Raw genomic sequence first — 26,336 nt, 5'->3', positions numbered from 1 at the left:
TGTGTATGTCAAATTTCCCTGACAACCCAGTCAGGGGCAAGTATCGACATGATTACGGAGTCATACCATTCCCCGTTTAGACGCAGGGCGTCACGGCAGACGCCCTCCTGGACGAAGCCGATCTTGCGGTAGACGTGCGCGGCCCGCTCGTTGAAGGCGTAGACCTCCAGGGCCACCCGGTGCAGCGGCGTGGTGCGGAAGACGTGGTCGAGGGTGAGCCGGATCGCCTCGGTGCCGTACCCCCTGCCGTACGCCCGGGGGCCGATCAGCGCGATGCGCAGGTTGCAGGAGAGGTTGTCGGCGTCGAGCTCGTTGAGCACGATCTCGCCCACGTAGGCGTCGTCCCCGGCGGCGCAGATCGCCAGGTCGAGCCGGTCGCCGTGGTCGCCCCGCGAGCCGTACCAGGCCTTGAGCCCCTCGTAGTCGGGCTTGCCGTGCGAGCCGGTGAGCCGGACGGTCTCGGGGTCGTTGACCAGCTCCCAGAGGCCGTCCACGTGCTCGGGGCCGACCGGCCGGAGCGTCACGTGCTCTCCGGAGAGCGTGGGTTTGCGTGCGAACATCATCCGGCGTGTCTACCGGCAGGAACCCCGCCGGGCAACCCGGCTGTCCGGAGCCGTCCCCGGGACCGTGCCATCCGGTAGCGGGAGCGGACCCCGTCCGGTCGTGTCCGGGGCCGCGCGGGACCCCGGGACCGTGCCCGGATCGTGTCGCCCGGCTGTGGAGCCGGCCTCGCCCGGTCAGGTCCGGGGCCGCGCGGAGTCCTGGGATCGTGTCCCGGCCGCGCGGGCGAACTCCGCCGACCACGGCAACGAGCCTCGCTCGGTTACGTCCGGGGCCGCGCGGAATCCCGGCCCCGGGGCCGGTTCACCAGGGTCCGTACGGCCCCTGGTTGCCGCCGCCCTTGCCGATCTCCCGCACGGCGGGACGCACGTCGGCGAGGTAGATGCCCGAGGCGATGACGGACGCGATCGTGAAGATGCTCAGCACGCTGAGATACTGCACCGCGGCGGCGAAGCCGAACAGCGCCGCCAGCCCGAGGATGACCAGCCACAGGTTCTTCGTCTGCTTGCCGGTTACCGCGAACGCCCGTGCCGGGGTCTTCACCGCGTGCACGAGCGCCCAGCCCGACAGCGCGAACACTCCGACGGCCAGGATCCAGAAGACCAGGTCCAGGGCACCGTGGATTTCGATCATCGTCTCTCCAGAACGTTCGCCTCGCCGGTCTCCCTCAGCCTAATGCCGAAAGCCCCGTTCGCGTCGTCCTCGGCCGTACCGGCCGGGCCTGACGGCCCGTTCCCGCGCCCGGCCGCTCCCCGTCCCCGCCGGACGGACGGACGCCGGATCCTCGGACGCCGAAGGCCCCCGGGGAGGACGCCGGCCGCCCGGCACGCTCCCGCGGGGCGTCGCACGGGACACCGGACGCCGAAGGCCCGCCTCGGGGAGGATGCCCGGGGCGGGCCTTGGAGCCGGGGTCCGTGAGGAACCCTTGGAACCGGGGTCTCCGTGAAAGACCCTTGGAGCCGGGGTCCGTGAGGGACGAGCTCAGCCCCTGGTCGTGGTGGACCTGCCGGTCGCGGTGGACCTGCCGGTCGTGGTGGACTTCGTGGTGCGGGTGCCCTTCCTGGGCGTCCGGGCGGCGGCGATCGCGGGCTCGGCGGCCTCGGAGACCTCCTCAAGCTCCAGGGCGATCTCGCCGCTGGTCTTGGAGACGACCTTGCGGCCGCGGTTGGCGAACTCCTCGTAGAGCTCGTTGGCCCTGCCCGCGATCTGGTCGGCGTAGTCGCGCGCCTTCACGGGGAAGTCCTTGGCGTAGCCCTCGGCCTTGCCGGCGAGCTGCCTGGCCCGCTCCGGAAGGTCCTTCGCGGCCTCGCGGATCTCCTCGCGGCGGCCCTGCAGCCTCTGGATCTGCTCGGGAAGCTCAAGGAGCTTCTCGACGGCGAAGTCGCCGGCCCCGGCGACGGCGTAGAACGGCTTGGACTCGGCCAGCTTCTTGACTTCGGTGGCGATGGGCATGGGTTAACCTTCCTTGGTTTCCTCGGTGATGTGGCCGTTGCTCGGGGGGACCGCGTAGGGCTTCAACGCGGTGAGGTATTCCCCGGGGAGCGGCGCCTCGTCGTCAGGCGAGGAGTCCGCGTCACCCCGCCGGGGCTCCGGTGCGAGGCGTGCTTTCTGGGAGGTCTGCACGTCCTCGTCCGGGGCCTCGGCCTGCTGGTTCTCCTTGCGAAACGACTCGTAGATGTCGATCAGCACCTGGCGTTGCCGCTCGGTGATGAGGTGGTCGGCCCTGATCGCGGTCAGCACGTCGCTGTCCGGCTCGCGCTCCTCGATGAGGCCCGCCTGGACGTAGAGCGCCTGCGACGAGATGTGCAGGCCCTTGGCGATCTGGTTCAGGATCTCGGCGCTGGGCTTGCGCAGCCCGCGCTCGATCTGGCTCAGGTAGGGGTTGGAGACCCCCGCCGCAGCGGCGAGCTGTCGCAGGGAGATCTTCGCGTGTGTGCGCTGCTCCCGGATGTACTCACCGATCGAGCCGACCTTCGGTAGTGCCATGACGTCGAGTCTGCCGCAAAGTGCTTGCTATTGCAAACAGGTTGGCTAACACTTGCAAGCACTTTGGGGTGAGTTTGGCGAAAGATGGACGAACCCGGCTAGAGCACCAGGCCGGACTCCAAGTTCGGTATATGGACAGGCCACACCTTCAAGACAGGTCAACGCTGACCCGCCGGGCACTGAGCCCCCTAGTACGGGACCAGCCAGAGCAGCGGCGCCGACGACGTCAGGACAACGGAGAAGGCGACGATGGCGTAGCGGACCCCGCGCGGCAGGACGGGGACCGGGTTCACCAGGCGCTCAACCCTGGCCATCACGGCGGTGGCGGAGCTCGCGGCGCCCAGGGCACCGTGCGGGGCCGGGACGGCGCCCGCCGTGCCGAAGCGCAGCAGGGCGGTCGCCAGGCGGCGCGCGGAGCAGCAGCGGCGGGCGACGTCGTCGGCGGCCATCTCCACGAGCAGGCCGACCTCGCCCTGCGCGTCCCTGACCACGCGCGACCAGGGCAGCGCCCGGCGCAGCGCGGCGAAGGGCAGCAGCACCAGGTCGTGCCGCTCGCGCACGTGGGCGGCCTCGTGGGCGAGCACCGCGCTCAGCTCGTCGGCGGAGAGCAGCTTGAGCGCCCCCTCGCTCACCACCACCTGGGAGCGCAGGCCGGGCACGCAGTAGGCGGTGGCGCCGGGGTGATCGAGCACCCGTACGCCGGGGACCACCGGGTCCTCCCTGGCGATCAGGGCGAGCAGGGTGCGGTGGCGGTGGCGGGCGCGGAACGTCTGCGCGCCCGCGGCGAGAAGCACCAGGATCAGCACGGCCAGCGCGGTGAGCCCGGCGACGAGCGCGACGACCCTCGGCAGCTCGTACGGCTGGGGCAGCCCGCGCCCGCCGACGAACGGGGAGACCGCGAACTCGTGCAGGCCGTGCAGCACGCCCTCGTCGTAAGGCTCCAGGGCGTAGCCGAGCAGGGCGCCCGTCCCGGCCAGGCCCCAGGTGACCCCCAGCGCCTGCCACAGGACGATGGCCACGTGCGGGGCGCGGTAGGTCCACCGGGCGCGGGTGAAGCGCCAGGCACCGACCGCGCAGACCAGGGCGAGCGTCGCCAGGGCTGCCGCGGTCATCTACTCGTCCTCCAGCTCCTCCAGGTCCGTCAGGGCCCTGCGCAGGATGTCGGCTTCGGTGCCGGTGACGGCCTGGGCGAACCTGGTGAGGGCCGCCGACCGGTCGCCGGTCATGTCCAGCGCCTCCAGCATAAGCTCCGCGACGTAGGCGTCGCGGCTCTCCGCCGGTGCGTACCGCCACGCGCGCCCGTCACGGGTGCGGAGCAGGAATCCCTTGCGGGTGAGCCGGTCGAGCACGGTCATCACGGTGGTGGGCGCCAGGTCGCGGTCGGCGATCAGACGCCCGACCTCCCGCGCCGTCACGGAGGATGGCTGTGCCCAGATGATGTCCATGATGCTGCGTTCAAGCTCGCCGAGACCCTTCACGCATCCAAGCCTAACTCCCGCACCACGAGGGGTAGTACTACGGGTTGTCGAGTGACTTGCGTCATAGATGTTTGACCATGTAAATCTCGTCCCTGTCGTCGCCCGGGGCAAGACGGATCGACCGCGGGATCCGGCCGACCTCCTCGTACCCCAGCCGCGCGTAGAAGGCCTCGGTCCCGGTGCCACCGCGGACCGTCAGGTGCAGCGCCTCCACGCCCAGGTCGCGGGCCGCGTCGTCGGCGGCGCGCATGAGCAGCGTCCCGTAGCCCCGGCCCTGGTGCTTGGGGTGGACCATCACCCGCAGCACCCAGCGCCAGTGCGCCCGCAGCCACGACTTCCCGTCGCCCAGGACCAGCCAGCACGCCACCCGGCCCTCCGCGTCGAACCCGGCCAGCAGGTGGTCAGGGTTGTCGCGGGTGGTGTCACAGGCGGCGAAGGTGGCGGTGGCCGTCTTCAGGATGTCGTCGGAGGTGACCGGCGGGACGAAGCCGACCGACCCTCCGGCGTTGACCACCTCGGTCCAGCACTCGACGAGCTCGTCGGTGAGCGCCGGGGTGAGTTCGGGGTCCACCACGAACCGCAGTTCTGCCATACGCGGACTTTACCAAATATATGGAGACAAGTTAGGTTTGCCTAACCAAACTATGAGGGCAATCCGGGAAAGCCGCGGCCAGGTCAGCGCAAGATGGCCCCCGACCCGGTCATCGCGGGGTGACCGCGGCCTGGCTATTCCGGGGCGACCGCGGCTTGGTTATCGCGGGGCGACCGCGGACCAGGGAAGGGTGATCTCGCCGAGCCGCCAGCGCGCCCGGCCGCCCAGCGGCGGGTGCCCGGCCAGCGGCCAGGTCCCGGCGAGCGTCCCGGCCGCGGCGATCCAGCGCTGCCGGGAGCCGTACGAGCTCAGCGGGGCGTTGACGGCCCAGGCCCGGTCGAAGTCGCGCAGGAAGGCGTGCACGGGCTCGCCGGGGACGTTGCGGTGGATGAGCGTCTTGGGCAGCCGGTCGGCCAGGTCCGAGGGGCGTTCGAAGGAGTCGAACCGGGCCGAGAGGGTGAGCGTCCGGGGCCCCGAGCGGTCGAGCCCGGCCCAGACCGCGCGGTGGCCCACCTCCGAGCAGGTGCCCTCGACGATCACCCCGCCCGGCGCGAGCCGTTCGCAGAGCATCGCCCAGTACTCCCACGCCTGCGCCTCCCCGTACTGCCGCAGCACGTTGAACGCCCTGACCAGCAGGGGCGGACGCGCCACCGGCAGCTCGAAGCCGCCCAGCGCGAAGGACAGCCCCGGCCGCTCGTACGGCTTCGCCGCCGCCACCCTGGCCGGGTCGATCTCGACGCCGACGACCTCGACCGAGGGGCAGATCGCGCGCAGCCGCAGGAACAGCTCCAGGGTCGTGGTGTGCGAGGCCCCGTACCCCAGGTCGACCACGAGCGGGCGGGCGGCGGAGCGCAGCAGGCGGCCGTGCGCGGCGACGACCCAGCGGTCGGCCCGCCGCAGGCGGTTGTGCCCGGTCGTCCCCCTGGTGATCGCCCCTACCGGTTTCGGCACGATCGGACTCGGTTTCGGCACGATCAGACGCGGTGGACCTTGTGCTGGGCGGCCTGGGCGCGGGGGCGGATGACGAGGCGGTCGATGTTCACGTGGGCCGGGCGGGTCACGCACCAGGCGATGGCGTCGGCCACGTCGGCGGCGGAGAGCGGGTCGGGCACGCCCTCGTAGACCCGTCCGGCGGCGGCGGAGTCGCCGCGGAAGCGGTTCAGCGAGAACTCCTCGGTGTGGACCATCCCGGGAGCGACCTCGACGATCCTGACCGGCTGGCCGACCAGCTCCAGCCTCAGCACCTCGGTCATCGAGGTCTGCGCGTGCTTGGCCGCGTTGTAGCCGCCCCCGCCCTCGTACGAGACGAGCCCGGCCACCGAGGTCAGCATCAGCAGCACGCCGTCGCCCGACTCGACCAGCCTGGGCAGCAGCGCCTGGGTCACGCGGAGCGTGCCGAGCACGTTGACGTCGTACATCCGCTGCCAGTCGGCGACCTGCCCGCTCGCCACGGGCTCCAGGCCGATCGCGCCACCGGCGTTGTTGACCAGCACGTCACAGCGGTCGAGCGAGGCGGCCAGCTCGTCCACCGACTCCTGCGAGGTCACGTCCAGGGTGACCGGGCGGATGCCGGGCACCTCGGCGGCCAGCTCGTCGAGCCGCTCCCTGCGCCGCGCCGCGGCCACCACCTCGAAGCCCTCCGCGGCGAGCCTGCGGGCCGTCGCCTCGCCGATCCCGCTGCTGGCCCCTGTCACCACAGCTGTCCTCTTCATGGGTCCCCATCCTGCCAGGAGCCGCGGGGTCCGCCCGATCGGGCCTGGAGTGGCCATGTGTCGGGAATGTTGCGGAATCTCCCATGGTTGAGCCCTCTCGGAGGTGGTGTCGGTGAGGCGCCGACGGGTCAACCGAGTCGCGACGATCAGTATGCACACGTCCCCCCTGGACCAGCCGGGTACCGGGGACGCGGGCGGGATGAACGTCTACATCGTCGAGGTGGCGAAACGCCTCGCCGAACTCGGGGTGGAGGTGGAGATCTTCACCCGGCAGACGTCCCGGGATCTGCCGCCGGTCGCCGAACTCGTCCCCGGCGTCTCGGTCCGCCACGTCACCGCCGGTCCGTACGAGGAGCTCGACAAGGGCGACCTGCCCGGCCAGCTCTGCGCCTTCCTGTCGGGCGTGCTGCGCACCGAGGCCATGTACGAGCCCGGCCGCTACGACGTCATCCACTCCCACTACTGGCTCTCCGGCCAGGTGGGCTGGCTGGCCAAGGAACGCTGGGGCCTGCCGCTGGTGCACACCATGCACACCATGGCCAAGGTCAAGAACCTCCTGCTCGCCGCCGACGACAGGCCGGAGCCGGCCGCCCGGGTGCTGGGCGAGCAGCAGGTCGTGGACGTCGCCGACCGCCTGGTGGCCAACACCCCGACCGAGGCCAGGGAGCTCGTCGAGCTGTACGGGGCCGCCCCGGCCCGCGTCGAGGTCGTCAACCCCGGGGTGAGCCTCAGGGTCTTCCAGCCCGCCTCCCAGGGCGCGGCCCGCCACCGGCTCGGGCTGCCGCAGGACGCCCACGTGCTGCTGTTCGTGGGCCGCGTACAGCCGCTGAAGGCCCCGGACGTGCTGCTGCGCGCCGCGGCCAGGATGCTCATCGACGACCCCTCCCTCAGGTCGAGGCTGGTCGTCGCCTGCGTCGGCGGCCCCAGCGGCAACGGCCTGGCCAGGCCCTCCTACCTCACCGACGTGGCCACCTCGCTGGGGATCTCCGACGTGGTCAGGATCGTTCCCCCGGCGCCCCAGTACGAGCTGGTCGACTGGTACCGCGCCTCCGACGTGACCGTCGTCCCCTCCCACAGCGAGTCGTTCGGCCTGGTGGCCCTGGAGTCCCAGGCCTGCGGCACCCCGGTCGCCGCCGCCTCCGTGGGCGGGCTGCGCACCGCCGTACGCGACGGCGTGTCCGGGGTGCTCGTCGAGGGGCACGACGCCCACGACTGGGCGCGGGTGCTCCGCCGGTTCGTCTACGAGCCCGCCTGGCGGGAGAGCCTGTCGGCGGGCGCGGTGGCCCACGCGGCGGCCTTCGGCTGGTCGGCCACCGCGGCCCGGCTGGCGGACGTCTACGCCGGGGCGATGATGAACCTGCACCGCCTCCCGATAGCGGTCAACTCCTGAGGCCCGCCCCCGGAGCCCGTTCATGAGGCGGGGTGCCCGTGAGGCGCCCGTGGGGTGGAGGGCCCGGGGGGCGCGAGGTGATAGGCCCGTGTGGTGAGGCGCCCGTGGGACGTGAGGTGAAGGACCCGTGTGGTGAGGGGCCCGTGGGGTGGAGGGCCCGTATAGCGAAGGGCCCGTGGGGTGGAGGGCCCTGCGCCCGTGGGGCGGGGGCGCGGCGTTCGTGAGGCCCGCTCGTAAGCTGGGCCCATGCGCGAAGTGATCGAGGCGGCGCTGAAGAGCGCGGACGCCTCCTACGAGCAGCCCCGGCCGGGCGCCTTCCTGGTGAGGCTCCCCGGCCAGCACAAGCTCGCCACCATGACCTGGCTGATCGTCGGTGACCAGGCCCTGCACGTGGAGGCCTTCTTCTGCCGTCAGCCCGACGAGAACCACGCCGAGTTCTACCGCTGGCTCCTCACCAAGAACGGCTCCATGTACGGGGTGCACTTCGCCCTCGACCCCGTCGGCGACGTCTACCTCGTGGGCCGCGTCCCGCTGGACGCGGTCACCAACGAGGAGGTCGACCGCCTTCTCGGATGCGTGCTCACCTACTCCGACGAGGGCTTCGACCGCGCCCTGGAGCTGGGCTTCGCCTCCTCGATCCGGCGCGAGTGGGAGTGGCGCGCCAAGCGCGGCGAGTCGCTCGCCAACCTCCAGGCCTTCGCCCGCTTCGCCGATCCCGAGCGCTGAGGGCACCCCCGTCAGACCGTGCTCGGACCGGGCCCAGACCGGGTCCGGAGCGGGCCCAGACCGAGTCTGGAGCGGGTCCGGAGCGGGCGGAGCGCCGGAGAACGCCAAGCAAGCGCCCACTAAGCTTGTCGGCATGTCGACTTTGGTGCTGCTTCGGCACGGTGAGAGTGAGTGGAACGCAAAGGGTCTGTTCACCGGATGGGTGGACGCGGGCCTCTCGGCCAAGGGCGAGGAGGAGGCGCGCCGCGGCGGGCGGCTGCTGCTCGACGCGGGGGTGCGTCCCGACGTGGTGCACACCTCCCTGCTGACCAGGGCGATCCAGACGGCCAACCTCGCGCTGGGCGCCGCGGACCTGCTCTGGCTGCCGGTCTCCCGGTCCTGGCGGCTCAACGAGCGCCACTACGGCGCCCTGCAGGGCAAGGACAAGGCGCAGACGCGGGCCGAGTTCGGTGACGAGCAGTTCATGCTCTGGCGCCGCTCCTACGACGTCCCGCCGCCCCCGATCACCGACGACGACGAGTTCTCCCAGGCCGGCGAGGCCCGCTACGCGCTCCTGCCGGGCGAGCTGCTGCCGAGGACCGAGTGCCTCAAGGACGTCGTCGAGCGCATGCTGCCGTACTGGTACGACCAGATCGTGCCCGACCTCGCGCAGGGGAGGAGCGTGCTGGTCGTCGCGCACGGCAACTCGCTCCGGGCCCTGGTCAAGCACCTGGACGGGATCGGCGACGACGAGATCGCCGGGCTCAACATCCCCACCGGCATCCCGCTCCGGTACGAGCTGGACGACGCCTTCCACCCGGTCACCAAGGGCGGCCAGTACCTCGACCCCGCCGCGGCCGAAGCCGCCATCGAGGCCGTGGCCAACCAGGGCAAGTAACCCCGGGCATCCCGGAGCGTACGAGAACGCGCGAAAGAGGCGAGCAGCCCTGACCGCCGGGAACGTACGAGAACGTGAGAAGAGAGGAAGGGCCCGCCGGATCCGGCGGGCCCTTCCTCTTTCCGGGCTTTTCGCGAAGGCGCTCGCGAAGGCGTTCGCGAGGGGCGGCGGGGGTCAGAAGGCGGAGGTGTCCTGGGGCCGGGAGCCCGTCACCAGGTAGACCACGTCGTGCGCGACGCGGACCGCGTGGTCGGCGTAGCGCTCGTAGTAGCGGCCGATCAGCGTCACGTCGATGGCCGGTTCGACGCCGTACTTCCAGTCGGGGGCCATCAGGACCTTGAACAGCTTGCGGTGCAGCTTGTCCATGGCGTCGTCGTCGGACTCCAGCTCCAGGGCCGACTCCACGTCGCGCGAGGCGATGCAGCTGCCGGTCTTGGTGACGAGGCGCTCGGCGATCTGCCCCATCTCCAGGATGGTGGAGCGGACCTCCGGCGGGATCGCGGAGTCGGGGTGGCGCAGCCTGGCGATCTTGGCCACGTGCTCGGCGAGGTCGCCCATGCGCTCCAGGTCGGTGCCCATCCGCAGGGCGGCGATGATCATCCTGAGGTCCACGGCCACGGGCTGCTGCCTGGCCATCAGGTCGAAGATCGAGGCCTCGACCTCCGCGAAGATCCGGTTCACCTCCTCGTCCTGGGAGATGACGCTCTCGGCGAGGTGGACGTCGGCGTCCAGGAGGGCGGTGGTGGCCCGCGATATCGCCGACCTCACGAGCCGGGTCATCTCGACCAGCCGCTCGGTGAGGGCGTCGAGTTCTTCGTGATAGGCGTCGCGCATGAGAATCACCGTAGGGCTGTAACGATGAACGAACCTCGACCGTAAAGTGAACTTTATGGGAAAGACCGTGGTCATGCCCCCCTAGCAGTCCTCAATGGGAAAAGCCCGACCTACCATCGAGGTCGTGAAGCCTACGGGAGGACCACGTGAGTGAGCTGATGGCGAGCCTGGCCGCGCTGGCCGGTTTCGTCGTGGGAGCGCTGGCCGTGATGGTCGTCCGCCACACCCAGGGACAGCGGAGCGCGATGACACCGGTCGAAGGCGTGGAGCCGGGCGCGTTGCCGCAGGGGGTCGCCTCGGTGCTGGCCGTACTGCCCTCCTCGGCGGTCGTGCTCGACAAGGAGGACCGCGTGCTGCGGGCCAGCTCGGCGGCACGCGCGTTCGGCCTGGTCAAGGGAGATCACCTGATGGCGGCGGAGCTGCTCGCGCTCGCCAGGAAGGTACGCAGGGACGGCGAGATCCGCGAGAGCGAGATCGAGGTCGCCGGCCACAAGTTCGGCCAGGAGTCGACCAACTTCGCGGTGCGGGTCGCCCCGCTCGGCTCGCACGGCCAGGTGCTCGTCCTCGCCGAGGACCAGACCGAGCACCGCCGCGTCGAGGCGGTGCGCCGCGACTTCGTCGCCAACGTGAGCCACGAGCTCAAGACGCCGGTGGGCGCGCTGTCGCTGCTGGCCGAGACCATCCAGGACGCCGCCGACGACCCCGAGGCGGTCACCCGCTTCGCCGGGCGCATGCAGCACGAGGCGGCCCGGCTCACCTACCTCGTCCAGGACCTCATCACCCTCTCCCGCATCCAGGGCGCCGAGCCCATCCCCACCCCGGGCCCGGTCCTGATCGACGAGGCGGTGCACGAGGCCATCGACCGCTGCAACACCACCGCGGCGGCCAAGGACATCACCCTCGTCGCCGGCGGGGTCGAGGGCCTGCGGATATGGGGCGACGACGAGCTCCTCGTCACCGCCCTGCGCAACCTCATCGACAACGCGGTCGCCTACAGCCCCGAGCACACCCGCGTCGTGGTCAGCGCCCGCGCGGCCGGCCCCAACACCGAATCCGTCGAGATCAGCGTGAGCGACCAGGGGATCGGCATCCCCGAGAGCGCCCAGGAGCGGATCTTCGAACGGTTCTTCCGCGTCGACGCGGCACGTTCGCGGGCGACCGGTGGCACCGGCCTCGGCCTGGCCATCGTCAAGCACGTGGCCGCCTCCCACAACGGGGCGGTCACGGTGTGGAGCAAGGAGGGTTCCGGTTCCACATTCACCCTCCGCCTGCCCGCCTTCGGCGGCATGGCGGTCACGGAACCCGTCACAGTCACGATTCCCCTGGAGGCCGCGCAGTGACTCGCGTGCTCGTTGTCGAGGACGAGGAATCGTTCTCCGACGCCCTGTCATACATGCTGCGCAAGGAAGGCTTCGAGGTGGCCGTGGCCACCACCGGGCCGGAGGCGCTGGAAACCTTCGATCGCAACGGCGCCGACCTGGTGCTGCTCGACCTGATGCTCCCCGGCCTGCCGGGTACCGAGGTCTGCCGCTCCCTCAGGCAGCGCTCCAACGTGCCCGTCATCATGCTCACCGCCAAGGACAGCGAGATCGACAAGGTCGTCGGGCTGGAGCTCGGCGCCGACGACTACGTCACCAAGCCCTTCTCCTCCAGGGAGCTGGTGGCCCGCATCCGCGCGGTGCTGCGCCGCCAGGGCGACGTGGAGGAGCTGGAGTCGGCGGTGCTCGCCGCCGGTCCGGTCCGGATGGACGTCGACCGCCACATCGTCGCCGTACGCGGTGAGGCCGTGCAGCTGCCCCTGAAGGAGTTCGAGCTGCTGGAGGTGCTGCTGCGCAACGCCGGGCGGGTGCTCACCCGGGGCCAGCTCATCGACAGGGTCTGGGGCGCCGACTACGTGGGCGACACCAAGACCCTGGACGTGCACGTCAAGCGGCTGCGGGCCAAGGTCGAGTCCGACCCCTCCAACCCACGCTGCATCCTCACCGTCCGGGGGCTGGGCTACAAGTTCGACCCCGCGGAGGTCTGAGCCTCCCCGCCCATCTCGATCTCCCGCCCGTCTCCAGTCCCCAGTCTTCCGCGCCCGTCTCCAGGCGATCGTCCGTCCCAGGGACGACGCCCGCTTCCGGCGCGCCCGCCTCCGGGGGACAACCCGCCTCCGGACGACCGAGGGGCCGTACGGCGTGCCCGCGCCGTACGGCCCCTCGGCGTGTCCGGAGGCCGTCGCCGGCCCCGGAGCGTTCGGTGTCCGTCAGTCCGTCAGTGTCCCTCGGTGTCTTTCGACGTCCGTCAGCGTCCGTCGGCGTCCGTCAGTGCCCGGAGGAGTGCTCGTCCCCCGTGGTGGCGGAGGGGGTGGGCGACGGCGTGGGGGCCGCGGAGGCGCCGGGCGCCTGCGGGTAGGCGGTGAACTCGCGGCTGCGGGTGACGACGGGGATCGTGAGCTGCACGATGCCGGCGTTGGCGAACTGCAGCTGCACCTTCACGCCCTCGCCGCCCCTGAGAGGCTTCTTCAGCCCCTCGATGAGGACGGTGGGGGTCGGCTTGCCGACGTTCACCCGCTGGTTCTGAGGGAGCGCCACGGGCGCGCTCACCTTCGCCGTACCGAGGGCGGGGTCGACGCCGAGGCCGACGAGCTGGTCGGCGCCCGCGTTGGTGTTGACCAGCGACAGGTAGAGCGGGGTGGCCCCCCCGGCGGGCAGCGTCGCGCCCGAGTCCGGGCCCAGGAAGAAGGCCTGGGAGATGTCGATGCCCTTCTCCTTGACCGAGAGCGCCTCGGTCGGCGAGTAGGGCTTGTTGGTGATCGCGTCGGATCCGGCACCGCAGCCGGCCAGGGCCGGAGCGGCTGCGAGGAACGCCGCGGCGACGATCGCCCGGTGGCGGATGTTGCGGGTCACGGTGCGAGTTCTCCTTGTCACGCGTGAGATAGGGCAAGGGCAACCCTATCGGCGACGTTTACCGGGTTTCCCGCCGACCCGCCCCGTCGTTTCGCGCCGTCCCACCTCATCAGCCGAAGGCGAGGAACGCAGGTCATAAGTGCTTTTTGCCCCTCTGATTCACACACTTGGTCACTTGTCAAGTCATAAGATGCGGCTTTGACCTGCAGTTATGGTGATTTCACTGTTCCGGGAGGCTGTGGATACGTGGTACTCTTGAGTACAGCGGAAGGGGTACTTGTCACATGACTTTCCAGGTCGGCGACACTGTCGTCTACCCCCACCACGGGGCTGCTCGGATCGAGGCGATCACGACCCGAACCATCAAGGGTGAGGAAAGGACCTACCTGGTTCTTAAGGTCGACAAGGGCGACCTTACCGTCCAGGTGCCGGCTGACAACGCAGAACTCGTCGGTGTTCGCGATGTCGTCGGACAAGAGGGCCTTGAGCGCGTCTTCGACGTGCTTCGAATGCCTCACACCGAAGAGCCCACGAACTGGTCCCGACGCTACAAGGCGAACCTTGAGAAGCTGGCGTCCGGCGACGTCAACAAGGTTGCCGAGGTCGTTCGCGACCTGTGGCGGCGAGACAGGGAGCGCGGACTCTCCGCAGGAGAGAAGCGAATGCTGGCGAAGGCCAGGCAGATCCTCGTCAGCGAGCTCGCGCTCGCGGAGAAGACGAACGAGGACAAGGCCGAGGCCCTGCTGGACGAGGTTCTCAACTCCTGAACAAGACATTTCCACGGGTGGGCGTCGGGGTCGACGTCCACCCGTTCGCTTCTGGCCGCGAGCTTCACCTCGCCGGTCTGCACTGGCCCGGCGAGACCGGCCTGGCCGGTCACTCCGACGGTGACGCCGCGGCCCACGCCGCCTGCGACGCGCTGCTGTCTGCGGCGGGCCTCGGTGACCTCGGCGGCCTGTTCGGCACCTCCGACCCCCGGTGGGCCGGAGCCTCGGGTGCCGCCCTGCTGGAGGAGACCGCGCGCAAGGTGCGCGCCGCGGGCTTCGAGATCGGCAACGTGGCCGTCCAGGTGATCGGCAACCGTCCCAAGCTCTCCCCCCGCCGTGCCGAGGCCGAGAAGGCCCTCAGCGCCGCCGTGGGGGCTCCCGTGAGCCTCAGCGCCACCACGACGGACGGGCTCGGCCTCACCGGGCGCGGCGAAGGTGTCGCGGCCGTCGCGACCGCGATCGTGGTGAACCTGTAGCGGGTGTCAGGCGTCTTCTATACGGAACGTGGAAAACGTTCCGGCGGGCGGCGCGGAATGCCCGCCGATTCATATCGAGGCGGTGGCCCGTTTCCTGGCGCGGTACGGGCCACCCCTTTTTTAGCGTGATCAGTGAATGCGCTGGGTAACCCCTTGGTGACCGTGTCTCGTAACAGGGGGAGCCAGACATGATCGTCTCGATTGTCTCCGCAATCATCATCGGCGCCATCATCGGCGCCCTGGCGCGCCTCATCCTTCCCGGGCGTCAGAACCTCAGCATCGGCCTGACGCTCATCGTCGGCATCGTCGCCGCGCTCATCGGCTCTCTCATCGCCGGAGCGCTCGGTCTGACCAACACGCGCGGGGTCAACTGGTGGGAGCACATCATCCAGCTGGTACTCGCGGTGCTCGGGGTGCTCCTCGTCGTCCAGATGCAGGCGAGAAAGACGCACTGAAGGATTTTTTGCCGCCTGTAGGAATATCCGTGACTCAGGGGGTAGCCACCTCCCTGTGAGAGTGAAGGTCTCACGATCACTGGGAGGTTGAAAATGACTATCGCGTCTATTCTCGGGGCCATCGTCATCGGCGCGGTTGTTGGCGCCCTCGGCCGTCTCCTGCTTCCCGGTAGGCAGGCGATCGGAGTGATCCTGACCGTCGTCGTCGGCATCGTCGCCGCGCTTATCGGTACCGCCATCGCCCAGGTTCTCGGCGTCGCCACCACCGACGGTATCGACTGGATCGAGCTCGTCATGCAGGTGGGCCTGGCCATCGTCGGTGTCGGCCTGGTCGCCGGCCTCAAGCGCTCCAGGGTCTAGCGAAAACCGGGTGAGACATCCCGGCGACCTCGCCGAGACTCGACTGGACCCCCTCCGGTCCGGAGGCACTCGCGATGACGCGCACGATGTCATCGTGCTCCAGGAGAAGACCCGCTCGGTTCCGTCTGGCCTGCCGAGCGGGTCTCGGCCGTTCACGGCCGGTTCGAGCAGCGTGCCGAACCGGCTTCCGGCCGATCCTGACACGGCCCGGAGGTGTGCAAATACGCCGGTCCGCAGCGGGGCGCCGTTCACACATGTGTGAGCGAATAGCTGCGGGCCGGTCCAACCCGGTGGACGAACGGCGGTTCCGGCAGGAGACCGCCGCTCGGTTCCACCACGGTGTGCGGCCCAGACCCCGCCGCCACCCCGTCGCCGCCCGGCCGCCGGACAGGCCGGCCGGGCGGCGACGGGGTCCGTACCATCCCCGGCCGATTCCCGCCCCGCCGACGAGACCGCCCGTGAAGAGGGCCGGTATCGCTCGCGAGGGGCCGGAACGGCCGAGCGGTGTGACCTCCGGGGCAACGGCGCCCCGGGTCCACCGGCCTGTTCACCCCCGGAGAACGTGGTCCTCGAACGCCTGGACCACCCACCCGGCGCGCACGGCGGGGCCCGAAGGGACGCCGACCACGTAGCCGATCTCAGCGGTCCCGGCTCTTTCCGCGGAGACCCGGCTGAGCCGACGGCCCGAAGACCGGGTCAGCTCCTCCCAGGCCCCGGAGCTGACCCGACAGGCATACGACCACGGCCGCTCCCCGTCACGCCCCGCCCCCTGCCCGGCGCGCGTTCGCAGCCGTACCGCGACACAAAGTCACCGGATCGCAGGTCGACGGGGCACTGAGGCACAGGTCACCGGAGCGCGGGAACGCCGACCCGGGTTCCCGCCGCGATCGACGGATGTGTCGGAAGCGACTCAGGCCCGCCCTCGCCCCCCGCTCGCCCGTCTCCGGCTATCACTCACCCGGTGGTACGGGCGTGCTGCGCATCCGTCCGGAGGGCGGCGCCGCGGTGCCGTCCTCGTCGTGTGACCGCGCCTCGGCCTCCTCCCCGGCCTCAGCGGCCTCGGCGCCGTGCGCCGGGTCGGGGGACTCCCCGGCCTTCCGGCCCGCGCCACGCGTCCCTCGCGCCGTCACAGGCGCCTCCGCGGCGCTCTCCGAAGCCGCCTCCGCGGTCGTCCTCGCCGCCCGCCCCGTGGTCATCTCGCCGGGCGGGACGTTGACCGGACGGTCGCTCACCGGCTGCTCCTTCGCCGGGCGCTCCTTCGCGGGGCGCTCCTTCGCGGGGCGGTCCTTCACGGCGAGGATCGGCTGGGTGTCGGCGTCGCGCTCGCTCACCTCGGCCTCCCGCTCCCGGGGAAGGTCGGTGCCGCTGTCCCACGTCTCCACCCGCTCGCTGACCCTGCCGCCGCTCTCGGGCTCGGGTGCCCGTACGGCGGGGCGGGGCGGGTGGACGAGCAGGTCGCCCTGGCGGGGCCGGACCAGGTCGCCCCAGCGCATCGGCTTGCCCGGCCGGGAAGGCGGGGGAGCCGCGGGTTCCCGAGAGGGCGGCGGGTCCTGCGGGATGTCGGTGACCTCGGGCGTCTCCGGTGCCGCGGTGGGGCCGACCACCGGCTCTCCCGCGGGGAGGTCGTGGTGCGGGGCGGCCTCCAGGGGAGGCGCGGCGTGCGGATCGAGCATGATCTCCGCCGCGGGGTGGTGCACCAGATGCCCGGGGTGCCCGGGATGCACCGGATGATCCGGATGCTCTCGGTGGCCGGGGTCGTCTCCGTGGCCGTGGCGGGCGGGCTGCTCGGGTCGGTGTGAGCGCTCCTCGGGGCCGGGCGCGTCGGGACGCCCCTGAGCCGCCCGGCTCGCCTCAGGGAACGGCACGATGTCGCGCCCGGACGACGGCAGACCGGACAGGGCCGCGTCGCTCGCGGCCCTCCGGGCGGCCGCGTGTTTGATCAGCAGGAGCCAGAGCCACAGGGCCAGGACCAGCATCACCCAGGGGGCGACGGCGACCACGACGGCCGCGCGCCCCTCGTCCACCGCCATCCGCATCGCGGTGGACACCTCGGCGGCGGCCGCACCGGCGAACAGCAGCGTCAGGACCAGGCCCGCCTGCAGCCGTACCGGCCACCAGCCGCCCCTCAGCAGCAGTACGCCGATCATCGCGATGACGAGCAGGGCGTCGAAGGCGGCGGGATACAGGTACGCGAGGCCGGCGGGCGCCCTGCCCGCCACGGCGAGGGCGCGCAGGTCCTCGAAGGAGAGGACGCAGGCCGCGGCGGTGAGCGCGGCCACGCCGACTCCGGTGACGGCGATCCCGGCGCGGCGCAGGGCGATGGTCACCCGGCTCGGCTCGGAGGCGGCGGGCGGGGGCGGGAGCGGGGACGGGCGGGAGATCGAGCCTGCCGCCCCGGGGGGTTTGACGTCCATGGCCCTTTGAGCCTACAGAATCGGCATCTAGCATGATCGGGGAAGTTTTCTGGAGGCGGCCGGGACAACCGGGACAAAGGGCAGTAAAAACCATCCGATCTCACCAGAGACGGCCGACACCGCGAACGCCGCCGTCACGACGACTTCCGACAATGACGGGAGCCCACGGTTCCGACGGTGACGGGAGCCCACGGGCGAGCGCCGTACGGGAGAAGCGGGGAAGCGGGAAAGCGGGAGAAGACGGGCGGGGGCGACATCGTGGTCCCGGCAGTCGGGGCGCGGCGCGAGGGGGCCGGTTTCACGCATGACCCGCGGACCCGCTGACCCGCGCGTGGCCGTCGTGGTGTCCGGCCTCGCCGCCCCTCACGGCACGTCATTGCCAGGTCGAGGTGCGGGGACTGTCAGGGGCGCCGATCAATCCCGAAGACGACGTGCGGATTACCCGGACGAGTGGAATCTCCGGGGGGAGGACGACCGTCAGGACCGACCCCGGCCGTGTCTTCTGTCACGGTGCCGCTCTGATGGATCAGCTGGGCGACATTTGACGCTAATGGTCATAAAACACTCTGCTGAGTGTCTTCAACGTCCCGCAACTCGGTTTGTGAGGGGAGGTGAGGCATTAGCCTTGCCTTCGTGAGCCTGCAGCTATACGACACCAGCGTACGCACTGTCCGCGAATTCGTCCCGGTCGAACCCGGCCGGGCCTCGATCTACCTGTGTGGTGCCACCGTGCAGGCTCCCCCGCACATCGGGCACATCCGCTCGGGCGTCAACTTCGACGTGCTCCGCCGCTGGATGATCAGGTCCGGCTACGAGGTGACCTTCTGCCGCAACGTCACCGACATCGACGACAAGATCATCAGGGTCGCCGCCGAGGAGAACGTGCCGTGGTTCGCCGTCGCCGAGCGTAACCAGAGGGCCTTCACCTGGGCCTACGAGGTGCTGGGCTGCCTGCCTCCCACCGTCGAGCCCCGCGCCACCGGCCACGTGCCCGAGATGATCGAGCTGATGGACCGGCTGATCGCCGCCGGACACGCCTACGCCGCCGAGGGCGACGTCTACTTCGACGTCATGTCCTACGCCGACCGCTACGGCTCGCTGTCCAACCAGAAGCTCCAGAACATGCGGGCCGCCGGTGACACCGACACCGACTCCTGCAAGCGCGACCCGCGTGACTTCGCGCTCTGGAAGGGCGAGAAGCCCGGTGAGCCGACCTGGCCGACCCCGTGGGGCCGGGGCCGCCCCGGCTGGCACCTGGAGTGCTCGGCCATGGCCACCAAGTATCTCGGGTCCACCTTCGACATCCACGGCGGCGGCGTCGACCTGATCTTCCCGCACCACGAGAACGAGCTGACCCAGTCCCAGGCGGCAGGCGACGGCTTCGCCCGCTACTGGATGCACAACGGCATGCTCAAGATCGGCGCGGAGAAGATGAGCAAGTCGCTCGGAAACTCCCTGCTGATCCCCGAGGTCACCAAGAAGGTCCGCCCGGTCGAGCTCCGCTACTACCTGGCGGCCCCGCACTACCGTTCCTCGATCGAATACTCGGAGGAGGCGCTGTTCGAGGCCGCCGTGGCCTACCAGCGCATCGAGGGCTTCGTCACCCGCGCGGCCGAGGTCATCCACGACGTCGACGCGCACGCCCCGCTTCCCCAGGCCTTCTCCGACGCCCTCGACGACGACCTGGGCACCCCCCAGGCGCTCGCCGTGGTGCACGAGGTGGTCCGCGAGGGCAACGTCGCGCTGGCCCAGGGCAACAAGGAGCAGGTGGCCAGGCTGCTCGCCGAGACCCAGAACATGCTCGACGTCCTCGGCCTCGACCCGCGTTCGGAGCAGTGGCGCTCCTCGGGCGGCGAGACCGGCATGCGGGCGACCGTCGACGCCCTGGTCGCCGTCGCGCTGGAACAGCGGCAGGCGGCGCGGGCGCGCAAGGACTTCTCGGCGGCCGACGGCATCCGTGACCAGCTTTCCCACGCGGGCATCCACGTCGAGGACACCCCCCAGGGACCACGCTGGGAACTCTCGCGGTGAAACCAGGCCGTACGCTATAGACCATGGCTGGTGGGGGTAAAGGGTCCGGGCGACCCGCGAAGAAGAAGAGTCCGACCAAGGGCACGGGCGGCAACGTCCGTCGTGGCCTGGAGGGCAGGGGGGCCACCCCGCCGGCGCATCTGCGGCACTGGCACAAGGACAAGGCGCGCGGCGAGCGGATCGAGCGCGAGGAGAAGACCGGCAGGTCCCCCTCCACGCGCACCCCGGTCCGCACCCGGCGGAGCGACGACGCGCCCGAGCACATCGGCGGGCGCAACCCCGTCGTCGAGGCGCTGCGGGCCGGGGTTCCGGCCAGCACGCTCTACGTGGCCCTGCGGATCGACAACGACGACCGCGTCAAGGAGTCGGTCCGCATCGCCGCCGACCGGGGCATCGCGATGCTGGAGGTCGGCAGGGAGAAGCTCGACCGCCTCACCGAGGGCGGGATCCACCAGGGCATCGCCCTGCAGATCCCGGCGTACGACTACGCCCACCCCGACGACCTGATCCGCTTCGCCCAGGAGGCCGCCGAGGTCCCGCTGATCGTCGCTCTCGACAGCGTCACCGACCCCCGCAACCTGGGCGCCATCGCCCGTTCGGCCACCGCGTTCGGCGCCCACGGCCTGGTCATCCCCTCCCGCCGCTCGGCGGGGGTCACCGGCGGGGCCTGGAAGACCTCCGCGGGCACGCTGGCCAACCTGCCGGTCGCCCGCGCCGCCAACCTCACCGCCACCCTGCGGGAGTACCGCGAGGCCGGCCTGTTCGTGATCGGCCTCGACGGAGAGAGCACGGTCGACATCGGTGAGGCCAACCTCCTCGACGGCCCGCTGGTCGTCGTCGTGGGCTCCGAGGGCAAGGGCCTGTCCCGCCTGGTCCGCGAGTCGTGTGACCTGGTCGTCCGCATCCCGATGCACGCCGCCGCCGAGTCCCTCAACGCCGGGGTCGCCGCGGGCATCGCCCTCTACGAGGTCGCCCGCCACCGCCGTTCCTAACGGTTCGCAATCGGCGGGGCATACCTCGGTGACGTACGGGGAGCGAGCCGACTACACTCGACTGGCGACCTTGCCGACGTAGCTCAATCGGCAGAGCAACAGTCTTGTAAACTGTAGGTCAGGGGTTCGATTCCCCTCGTCGGCTCGCATAGGACCCCCACTGACGTGGGGGTCCTACCTTTTTCTCAGAGCTGTTGGGCCGGTCCGCCCCTCGTGGGAGACCGAAGGGGGACCGGGAGTTCTGGACGGACCCTCGGGCGACTCCCCGACGGCGGCCTTCCGGGGTACCAGGGCGGCGATCGCCTCGGCCGCCTCGCGCGCCACCTCGGGCATGATCGACGTGTAGGTGTCCGCCGTGATCGTGATCGACGAGTGGCGCAGCATCGCCTTGATCGTCGCCATGTCGGCCCCGGCCGACAGGCCCATGGTCGCCGCGCCGTGCCGAAGGTCGTGCAGCCGGATCGGAGGCAGGCCAGCATCGAAGGCCAGGCGCGAGAACAGGTCGCTGACCCACGCGGGGTGGAGCTGGGAGCCGTCCTCCCGGGTGAACACCCGGCCCGTTTCCTGCCACGCCTCGCCCCACGCGAGGCGCTCGGCGTTCTGCTGGGCGCGGTGCGCGCGCAGGACCTTCACCGTGGCCCTGTCCAGGGCGATCGGCGCCTCGCTGGAATCGGTCTTGAGGTCGCCTTCCTCGACGTCCCATCCGACCTGGACGAGCTGCTTCTGCACGATCGCCTGCCCGGCGTCCAGGTCGAGGTCTGTCCAGCGCAGGCCGCACGACTCGCCCCGGCGCAGGCCGACGAACCCGATCAGGTGGAACTGCGCGTAGAGCCGGTCATTCATCACGGCGTCGAGGAACACGCCGAGCTGCGCGGGCGTCCACACCATGACCTTGCTCGGCCGGGGCACCGACGCCCAGATCTGCAGCGCGTCGACCCGGCGGCGGCCGGCTTTCTCGTGGGCCTGGTCGAGGGCACGTTCGTACTCGGCCGTCCAGGCGGCCACGCGCTCGGCCGTCCAAACCAGGCCCTTCGGCCGCTTGCCCGCCTCCAGCTTGACCAGCTTGGCCACGTTGTCGGAGACCAGGCCCTCGCGCTGGGCGTCGCCGAGGGCTGAGCGCAGGGTGGCCCGGATGCGCTGCTTCGTGGCCGGGCCGGTGACCCGCTGGCCACGCACCGACGCCCGGACCGCCGGGTCCGCCGAGGCCTTCGCGGCCAGCAGCTCGGCGTTCTTCGCGTCGATCCCGGCGAACATCTCATCGACTGTGCCCACCCGGAGCCGGTCCATCGGGACCCCGTCGAGGACGTGCAGGTGGATCCGGTGATGCGACTCGTACAGCAGCAGCGTGCCCTTGCGCAGGTCCCCGATCCGCCGGCGCCGGGCGATCCACCGCGCCCAGAACTCCCCGAACGTCTCGGGGCGGAACGCCTGCCCGGCCCGGTACTTGCGGCGGATCTCGTCGACCTGCGGCATCGGGCCGCGGTTCTTGCGGGCGTCGAGGATCAGGCTCCGGATCTCCATCCGCGCGTCGTGCCCGTCCGGGCCGGTGTCGGGGATGGAGACGAGCTGGAGGGCGTCTTCGAAGAACGTCGTCAGCTCGGCCTCTGTGCGGAACCCGCCGACGCGGAGGTCGACGCGCTTGCCGTCCGGGGCCGCGGGCAGTTCGGCCTTGCCGTACCAGGTGCCGTGCCCGGGGTTCCATGACCCGTTCTTCCGCTTCAACTCGGGGCACTGCGCGCCGAGCTCGCGGCCGTCCTCGCCGCGGCACTTGCACCGCTTGAACGTCGAGCCCTTCACGGCTACCCCTTCCCTCGTTGTCCGGACGGGAGTAGGCCACGGCGTCGCGCCTCCTTGACCCATCGGTGCACCGTGGTCACCGGCACTTCGTTCGCCTCGGCCAGCACGGAAGCAGGCCGAGGCCCGCGCGAGGCGAGCCACTGAAAGCGCTCTGCCACCTGCTCATAGAAGCTGTTCGGCTTCTTGCGATCGGTGGGGATGCTCAGCTTGAGAGGCATCCCCTGGTCGGGGCCGGGGGCGATAGGCCGGCGGGCCCATGCCTCCATGCCTGTTGGGATCCGCACGTCGAGGGAGACGAGGGGGTAGGTGGCCGTGTCGGCCTCGCCGAGGTGTGCGGCTCGCTGATTCGCGGCCGACTCCATGCGAGCCACGGGGAGAGTCCGGAGGAGGCGAGCTGTGACGTTCGCCCCTTCCACTCCACTCCTGATCAGGAGATCGCGTGCCACCAACGGGAGTCCTGTCACATAGCGGACGTTGCCGGCGACCGCGAAGCGTGCGAAGACCTGGGCGCCGGCCTCCTCGACCGCGTCGGAAAAGTAGGCGGCCCAGCCGCATGCGCCGTGCTCAGAGCTTGTAGGGGCGAAGGACAGAGCTTCGTCTTCACCCAGCCGTACGACATCTGGCGTCTCATCACTCACGAGCCGATGCTAAAGCCCATGTAACCCGATGTCTACATGTGCACTCTTAGCCGTCTGAGCTGTCACCCCTTGCAAATGAACGCGTCTGTAACTACTCTGCCACCATGCCAACATCTCAGTGCGCACACTCCGACCCCTCCGGTGACCGGGAGCCCATCCAGGGCCTTGCCGCTCGGGCGCGCGCCGCGCAGCTGCCACCCCCCAACGAGTGCCAGCAGATCCGCCAGCGGGCGCGCGTCTCCCTGCGTGAGATGGCCAGCGCCCTCGGCGTGACGGCCATGACGCTGTCCCGCTGGGAGCGCGGACAGGCCGTGCCCACGCTGGATCACGCGATCACCTACCGCGGTCTCCTCGACGAGCTGACGAAGGCCCTCGCGTGACGGGCAAGAAGGCCGGGGCCACCCTCGCGCGGTCCCTACGGCGAGCACCTCCGACCCCCGGAGCATGACCCTCGGTGAGCTGCTCTCGCTCCCGGCCGCCGTCGACCTCGTCACCGCGGGCCGCGCCTGGCAGTTCGGCCGCACGAAGAGCCACGAACTCGCCCGCCGTGGCGAGTTCCCGTGTCCGGTCCAGCGGTTCGGCAACGCCTACCGGGTCACCCGGGCCGACCTCCTGCGGAGTCTCGGTATCGACCCCGCCCAGGCGACAGGGCCCGGTGCGGAGTGACTCGCCCGCCCTCACCTGGGGGCCGAACGGGGCCGACGCCCGCACGGCGCCGACCCCGGCACGTACCCGGCCGCACCCCTGCGGGGGAACGGCGCCCACGGTACGCGCTGACCGAACCGCTCGACCACACCCCCAGCTCGCCCGGTTCCCGCACCCCACAGCACCCCAGACCACAGAACCGCGGGGGAACCATGAACGAACAACCCGCCTCCGGTCGGCCCCACGTGTACGCGGGCCCGGAGGACACCAGCACTCGGGCACTCGTCGCATGGAGAGCAGCCCGCGACCACCTGGCCGCCCTCGGCCTTCGCGCGATCCTGCCCGTCGTCATCGCCGAGATGATCGACGAGGGGTTCATCGAAGAGACGAGGGCCGCATGACTGCTGACCCCACCGTCGAACTCCGCGCCCTGCTCGACGACCTCGACCAGCACCACCGCGACCTCGCCGAGGCCTACGCCAGCGGCTACCGCGACGGCCACGCCGTCGGCCTCGACATCGGCGAGCACCAGGCCGAACACCGCATGGCCCGGGAATGGCACCACGCGTACGTCGCGGTCCGCTCCGCCAGCAGCGCGGCCACCACCGCCGACCGCGCGGAAATGGACGTCTCGACCGCCGCAGGCGTGCCCTGCTCGGCGAAGTGCGGGCGCTGCTCCAGGTGCATCCGCGCCGCCGCCGTAGCCCGGCGCGGCGACTACACAGGCGGCCCCGTCCCATGGGAGGGCCGCCCCCTACGGAGGACTGCGTGACGCCGCTCGACAAGCCCGACGTACATCGGTCGGGCCCCGGCCAGGCGGTCGGAGACATCTTCGCCGCCGCCGCCGCGCGCGGGCAGGCAGAACAGGCCGCCGAGGAAGAGCCCTGGCCTGACGAGGTCCCCAACGGACTCGAAGACCAGGTCAATGCCCTCATCGGGGAACTCCTCGACGCTGCCAGCCTCGATGACCTGCCCGCGCTGGAGCCCCTCGTGCAGGACGTGCTCTTCCTCGACACCGTCACGCGCATCTACGGCCCGTCCGGGGTCTTCAAGTCGTTCATCACCCTCGGCCTCGCCGGGGCGGTCGGCACCGGCATGGAGTGGTACGGCCGCAGCGTGCGGCAGGGGCTGGTCATCTACCTGGTGGCCGAGGGCGCCAAGGGCATGCGCAAGCGCGTCCGCGCCTGGGGGAAGCACCACGCCCGGAAGATGACCGGGGTCAAGTTCCTGCCCCGGCCGGTCCAGGCGATGTCACCGGAGTGGGCCGTGCTCATCGAGGTGTGCCGACGGCTGAGCCCCGTCCTGGTCATCATCGACACACAGGCCCGGGTGACGGTCGGGGTGAACGAGAACGACAACACCGAGATGGGCGTCGTCGTCGACCGCATGGAGCACCTGCGCAGGGTCACGGGCGCGTGCGTGCTCATCGTCCACCACAGCGGCCACGAGAACGCCGACCGCGGGCGCGGTGCCTCCGCCTTCAAGGGCGGCATGCAGACCGAGCTCGGCGTGACCCGCAGGGGCAAGGGGGTGGCCGAGACGCGCGTGACGCTGTCGACGGGCAAGCAGAAGGACGACGAGGAGCTGCCGGATCAGGTCTTCCGGTTGAAGCTGGTCGAGCTCGACGGGGAGGCCAAGGAGGACGGTACGCCCGTCACCAGCGTGGTCCTCATCCCGGTTGACGGTCGAGAGGGTCCCGCGGGGGCGTGGGGCCAGCAGGGGCCGCCCGAGGGATCCGCCGAGTGGGTTGTGATGCAACTCGACGCGGCGAGGGTGCCGACCGACTGGGGTAACCGGCGAGTCCGTGAGGCATGCGCGGAGCACGGCATCAAGGCGTCGAACTCGAAGATCGAGGAAGCCGTCAGGATTCGGAAGAACCGGACATACCAGGTTCCCCCGCATGTTCCCTACTCGCCGGTAACCCTATGTTCCCCCGATTCGGGGGAACATAGGGACGTTTTCCCAGGTCAGACGTTCCCCGGGAACGTTGGGGGAACGTCGGGGGACGGCATCCCTGACGCACGTTCCCCCGCCCCCGCCCTTAAGGGCGGGGGAACGTCGGAAGCCCGGCATGGGAAAGACGGCCCGCTGGCCCTCTGTGAGACATGCGGGACGGCCATGACCAAGCTCACCCCCGACCAGATCCGCCACCCCATGTGCGAAAGCGATGGAGAGGTCTCTGACCGGACCCGATCACACTGAGGAGATCCGCATGCTTCCCGCTCACGGCTACGTCGCCCTGTACGAGCACCAGCGCACCGGCCCGGACGGCACGCCACAGACCGTCGAGACGACCGCCCCGGTCATCGCCTGGAACGACGAAGGGCACCCGCTCGTCGTGCGAGACGGGCGCCTCCAGGGCGCCGACTCCCGGCCGGGCTACGTCGGCCTCCGGGCGGCCAGGGCCCCGGTCGTCGCGGTCATCCCTGGGGGAGGGTGGCGCGCGGAGTTCCGCAACGACGACGGCACCACCACCTCAAGGCCCCTGCTCGCCTGGACGATCCGCGCCGACGGCTCGTGCTCACCCCTCGATGCCGACACCCTCGGACGCGGCGACGACCCGACCGGCAACGCGGCCTTCGTGCGCGTCTACCCCCCGACGCCGACGAGCTTCGGGACTGGGACGACGTCGTGGAAGTCGTGCCCGCGGAGTGGAACCCGCCCAGGGTCTCGGCCGGCCACCGTCCGAACCCCTGACCGTCCGAACGCCTCCC

Annotated in this window: 30 protein-coding genes and 1 tRNA gene; 17 read left to right on the top strand and 14 right to left on the bottom strand. The window is 70.8% G+C overall.

What is annotated here, in order from left to right:
- Positions 1–8: 8 nt before the first annotated feature.
- The 9 genes from ABT053_RS22705 to ABT053_RS22665 all read right to left on the bottom strand — a co-directional run bounded on the left by ABT053_RS22705 (position 9) and on the right by ABT053_RS22665 (position 6,329).
- A complete protein-coding gene (locus ABT053_RS22705; protein ID WP_350971073.1) occupies positions 9–563 on the bottom strand; it encodes a GNAT family N-acetyltransferase in 555 nt (184 codons plus the stop codon).
- Between the two features lie 301 nt (positions 564–864).
- A complete protein-coding gene (locus ABT053_RS22700; protein WP_329089733.1) occupies positions 865–1,194 on the bottom strand; it encodes a DUF2516 family protein in 330 nt (109 codons plus the stop codon).
- Between the two features lie 348 nt (positions 1,195–1,542).
- Positions 1,543–2,013: a hypothetical protein gene (locus tag ABT053_RS22695; RefSeq protein WP_350971072.1), complete on the bottom strand. Its 471-nt coding sequence runs from the start codon at positions 2,011–2,013 to the stop codon at positions 1,543–1,545.
- Positions 2,014–2,016: 3 nt separating this feature from the next.
- Positions 2,017–2,547: a helix-turn-helix domain-containing protein gene (locus ABT053_RS22690; protein WP_350971071.1), complete on the bottom strand. Its 531-nt coding sequence runs from the start codon at positions 2,545–2,547 to the stop codon at positions 2,017–2,019.
- Between the two features lie 188 nt (positions 2,548–2,735).
- A complete protein-coding gene (locus ABT053_RS22685) occupies positions 2,736–3,659 on the bottom strand; it encodes a M56 family metallopeptidase (RefSeq protein ID WP_350971070.1) in 924 nt (307 codons plus the stop codon).
- Positions 3,660–4,025 (bottom strand): BlaI/MecI/CopY family transcriptional regulator, encoded by a 366-nt coding sequence (locus ABT053_RS22680; protein ID WP_344750298.1) that lies wholly within the window; start codon positions 4,023–4,025, stop codon positions 3,660–3,662.
- Positions 4,026–4,086: 61 nt separating this feature from the next.
- On the bottom strand, positions 4,087–4,617 hold the full coding sequence (locus ABT053_RS22675) for a GNAT family N-acetyltransferase (RefSeq protein ID WP_350971069.1): 531 nt from the start codon (positions 4,615–4,617) through the stop codon (positions 4,087–4,089).
- A 159-nt stretch (positions 4,618–4,776) separates the two neighbouring features.
- Positions 4,777–5,568 carry a class I SAM-dependent methyltransferase gene (locus ABT053_RS22670; RefSeq protein ID WP_350971068.1) on the bottom strand — a complete coding sequence of 264 codons (792 nt, stop codon included), beginning with the start codon at positions 5,566–5,568 and terminating at the stop codon, positions 4,777–4,779.
- Positions 5,569–5,591: 23 nt separating this feature from the next.
- Positions 5,592–6,329, bottom strand: coding sequence for an SDR family oxidoreductase (locus ABT053_RS22665; protein ID WP_350971067.1), 738 nt, complete (start codon positions 6,327–6,329; stop codon positions 5,592–5,594).
- A gap of 106 nt (positions 6,330–6,435) precedes the next feature.
- Between ABT053_RS22665 and mshA the strand changes: the two genes are divergently transcribed.
- The 3 genes from mshA to ABT053_RS22650 all read left to right on the top strand — a co-directional run bounded on the left by mshA (position 6,436) and on the right by ABT053_RS22650 (position 9,322).
- Positions 6,436–7,719 carry a D-inositol-3-phosphate glycosyltransferase gene (gene mshA, locus ABT053_RS22660; RefSeq protein ID WP_350971066.1) on the top strand — a complete coding sequence of 428 codons (1,284 nt, stop codon included), beginning with the start codon at positions 6,436–6,438 and terminating at the stop codon, positions 7,717–7,719.
- 246 nt (positions 7,720–7,965) lie between these two features.
- Positions 7,966–8,445, top strand: a complete 480-nt coding sequence (locus ABT053_RS22655; RefSeq protein WP_350971065.1) for a type III secretion system chaperone family protein — start codon at positions 7,966–7,968, stop codon at positions 8,443–8,445.
- Between the two features lie 133 nt (positions 8,446–8,578).
- On the top strand, positions 8,579–9,322 hold the full coding sequence (locus tag ABT053_RS22650) for a phosphoglyceromutase (protein WP_350971064.1): 744 nt from the start codon (positions 8,579–8,581) through the stop codon (positions 9,320–9,322).
- A 174-nt stretch (positions 9,323–9,496) separates the two neighbouring features.
- Here ABT053_RS22650 and phoU read toward each other — a convergent pair whose 3' ends face one another.
- Positions 9,497–10,156, bottom strand: a complete 660-nt coding sequence (gene phoU / locus ABT053_RS22645) for a phosphate signaling complex protein PhoU (protein ID WP_350971063.1) — start codon at positions 10,154–10,156, stop codon at positions 9,497–9,499.
- A 158-nt stretch (positions 10,157–10,314) separates the two neighbouring features.
- Between phoU and ABT053_RS22640 the strand changes: the two genes are divergently transcribed.
- Together ABT053_RS22640 and ABT053_RS22635 are read left to right on the top strand one after the other, a co-directional pair.
- Positions 10,315–11,496, top strand: a complete 1,182-nt coding sequence (locus ABT053_RS22640) for a sensor histidine kinase (protein WP_350971084.1) — start codon at positions 10,315–10,317, stop codon at positions 11,494–11,496.
- The gene (locus ABT053_RS22635; protein ID WP_350971062.1) at positions 11,493–12,182 is read left to right on the top strand and encodes a response regulator; all 690 of its coding nucleotides are present in this window, start codon (positions 11,493–11,495) and stop codon (positions 12,180–12,182) included. Before ABT053_RS22640 ends, ABT053_RS22635 begins: the two co-directional genes overlap by 4 nt.
- Before the next feature lie 280 nt (positions 12,183–12,462).
- Here ABT053_RS22635 and ABT053_RS22630 read toward each other — a convergent pair whose 3' ends face one another.
- The gene (locus ABT053_RS22630; RefSeq protein WP_350971061.1) at positions 12,463–13,047 is read right to left on the bottom strand and encodes a copper chaperone PCu(A)C domain-containing protein; all 585 of its coding nucleotides are present in this window, start codon (positions 13,045–13,047) and stop codon (positions 12,463–12,465) included.
- Positions 13,048–13,331: 284 nt separating this feature from the next.
- Between ABT053_RS22630 and ABT053_RS22625 the strand changes: the two genes are divergently transcribed.
- From ABT053_RS22625 to ABT053_RS22610, 4 genes are all read left to right on the top strand, one after another.
- Positions 13,332–13,814 carry a CarD family transcriptional regulator gene (locus tag ABT053_RS22625; RefSeq protein WP_030924410.1) on the top strand — a complete coding sequence of 161 codons (483 nt, stop codon included), beginning with the start codon at positions 13,332–13,334 and terminating at the stop codon, positions 13,812–13,814.
- A gap of 17 nt (positions 13,815–13,831) precedes the next feature.
- Positions 13,832–14,290 (top strand): 2-C-methyl-D-erythritol 2,4-cyclodiphosphate synthase, encoded by a 459-nt coding sequence (gene ispF / locus ABT053_RS22620; RefSeq protein WP_350971060.1) that lies wholly within the window; start codon positions 13,832–13,834, stop codon positions 14,288–14,290.
- Positions 14,291–14,478: 188 nt separating this feature from the next.
- Entirely contained in the window at positions 14,479–14,745 is a 267-nt protein-coding gene (locus tag ABT053_RS22615; protein ID WP_350971059.1) for a GlsB/YeaQ/YmgE family stress response membrane protein, read from the top strand.
- 93 nt (positions 14,746–14,838) lie between these two features.
- Positions 14,839–15,105: a GlsB/YeaQ/YmgE family stress response membrane protein gene (locus tag ABT053_RS22610; protein ID WP_350971058.1), complete on the top strand. Its 267-nt coding sequence runs from the start codon at positions 14,839–14,841 to the stop codon at positions 15,103–15,105.
- A gap of 950 nt (positions 15,106–16,055) precedes the next feature.
- On the opposite strand, the gene ABT053_RS22605 is transcribed toward ABT053_RS22610, so the two are convergent.
- Positions 16,056–17,519 carry a DUF2637 domain-containing protein gene (locus ABT053_RS22605; protein WP_350971057.1) on the bottom strand — a complete coding sequence of 488 codons (1,464 nt, stop codon included), beginning with the start codon at positions 17,517–17,519 and terminating at the stop codon, positions 16,056–16,058.
- 633 nt (positions 17,520–18,152) lie between these two features.
- Here ABT053_RS22605 and cysS point away from each other — a divergent pair.
- The 3 genes from cysS to ABT053_RS22590 all read left to right on the top strand — a co-directional run bounded on the left by cysS (position 18,153) and on the right by ABT053_RS22590 (position 20,687).
- Entirely contained in the window at positions 18,153–19,550 is a 1,398-nt protein-coding gene (gene cysS, locus ABT053_RS22600; RefSeq protein ID WP_350971056.1) for a cysteine--tRNA ligase, read from the top strand.
- Between the two features lie 23 nt (positions 19,551–19,573).
- The gene (gene rlmB / locus ABT053_RS22595) at positions 19,574–20,542 is read left to right on the top strand and encodes a 23S rRNA (guanosine(2251)-2'-O)-methyltransferase RlmB (protein ID WP_350971055.1); all 969 of its coding nucleotides are present in this window, start codon (positions 19,574–19,576) and stop codon (positions 20,540–20,542) included.
- A gap of 72 nt (positions 20,543–20,614) precedes the next feature.
- A tRNA-Thr gene (locus ABT053_RS22590) sits at positions 20,615–20,687 on the top strand.
- Positions 20,688–20,716: 29 nt separating this feature from the next.
- Here ABT053_RS22590 and ABT053_RS22585 read toward each other — a convergent pair.
- Both ABT053_RS22585 and ABT053_RS22580 read right to left on the bottom strand, forming a co-directional pair.
- On the bottom strand, positions 20,717–22,339 hold the full coding sequence (locus ABT053_RS22585) for a tyrosine-type recombinase/integrase (RefSeq protein ID WP_350971054.1): 1,623 nt from the start codon (positions 22,337–22,339) through the stop codon (positions 20,717–20,719).
- Positions 22,340–22,341: 2 nt separating this feature from the next.
- Entirely contained in the window at positions 22,342–22,977 is a 636-nt protein-coding gene (locus ABT053_RS22580; RefSeq protein WP_350971053.1) for a hypothetical protein, read from the bottom strand.
- Positions 22,978–23,081: 104 nt separating this feature from the next.
- Here ABT053_RS22580 and ABT053_RS22575 point away from each other — a divergent pair, with 104 nt between their 5' ends.
- The 5 genes from ABT053_RS22575 (at position 23,082) to ABT053_RS22555 (ending at position 25,824) form a co-directional block, all read left to right on the top strand.
- Positions 23,082–23,357, top strand: a complete 276-nt coding sequence (locus ABT053_RS22575; protein ID WP_350971052.1) for a helix-turn-helix domain-containing protein — start codon at positions 23,082–23,084, stop codon at positions 23,355–23,357.
- A 64-nt stretch (positions 23,358–23,421) separates the two neighbouring features.
- The gene (locus tag ABT053_RS22570; protein WP_350971051.1) at positions 23,422–23,643 is read left to right on the top strand and encodes a hypothetical protein; all 222 of its coding nucleotides are present in this window, start codon (positions 23,422–23,424) and stop codon (positions 23,641–23,643) included.
- 191 nt (positions 23,644–23,834) lie between these two features.
- Complete coding sequence (locus tag ABT053_RS22565; RefSeq protein WP_350971050.1) at positions 23,835–24,023, top strand: hypothetical protein; 189 nt, start codon at positions 23,835–23,837, stop codon at positions 24,021–24,023.
- Positions 24,020–24,394 (top strand): hypothetical protein, encoded by a 375-nt coding sequence (locus ABT053_RS22560; RefSeq protein ID WP_350971049.1) that lies wholly within the window; start codon positions 24,020–24,022, stop codon positions 24,392–24,394. Before ABT053_RS22565 ends, ABT053_RS22560 begins: the two co-directional genes overlap by 4 nt.
- Positions 24,391–25,824, top strand: coding sequence for an AAA family ATPase (locus ABT053_RS22555; RefSeq protein WP_350971048.1), 1,434 nt, complete (start codon positions 24,391–24,393; stop codon positions 25,822–25,824). The genes ABT053_RS22560 and ABT053_RS22555 overlap by 4 nt, the downstream gene beginning before the upstream one ends.
- The last annotated feature ends 512 nt before the right edge of the window (positions 25,825–26,336 follow it).

Origin of the sequence: Streptosporangium sp. NPDC002524, from assembly GCF_040295985.1 — a bacterium.
In the GTDB taxonomy this organism is placed as follows: domain Bacteria; phylum Actinomycetota; class Actinomycetes; order Streptosporangiales; family Streptosporangiaceae; genus Streptosporangium.
This window is presented reverse-complemented; position numbering and strand designations above follow the sequence as displayed.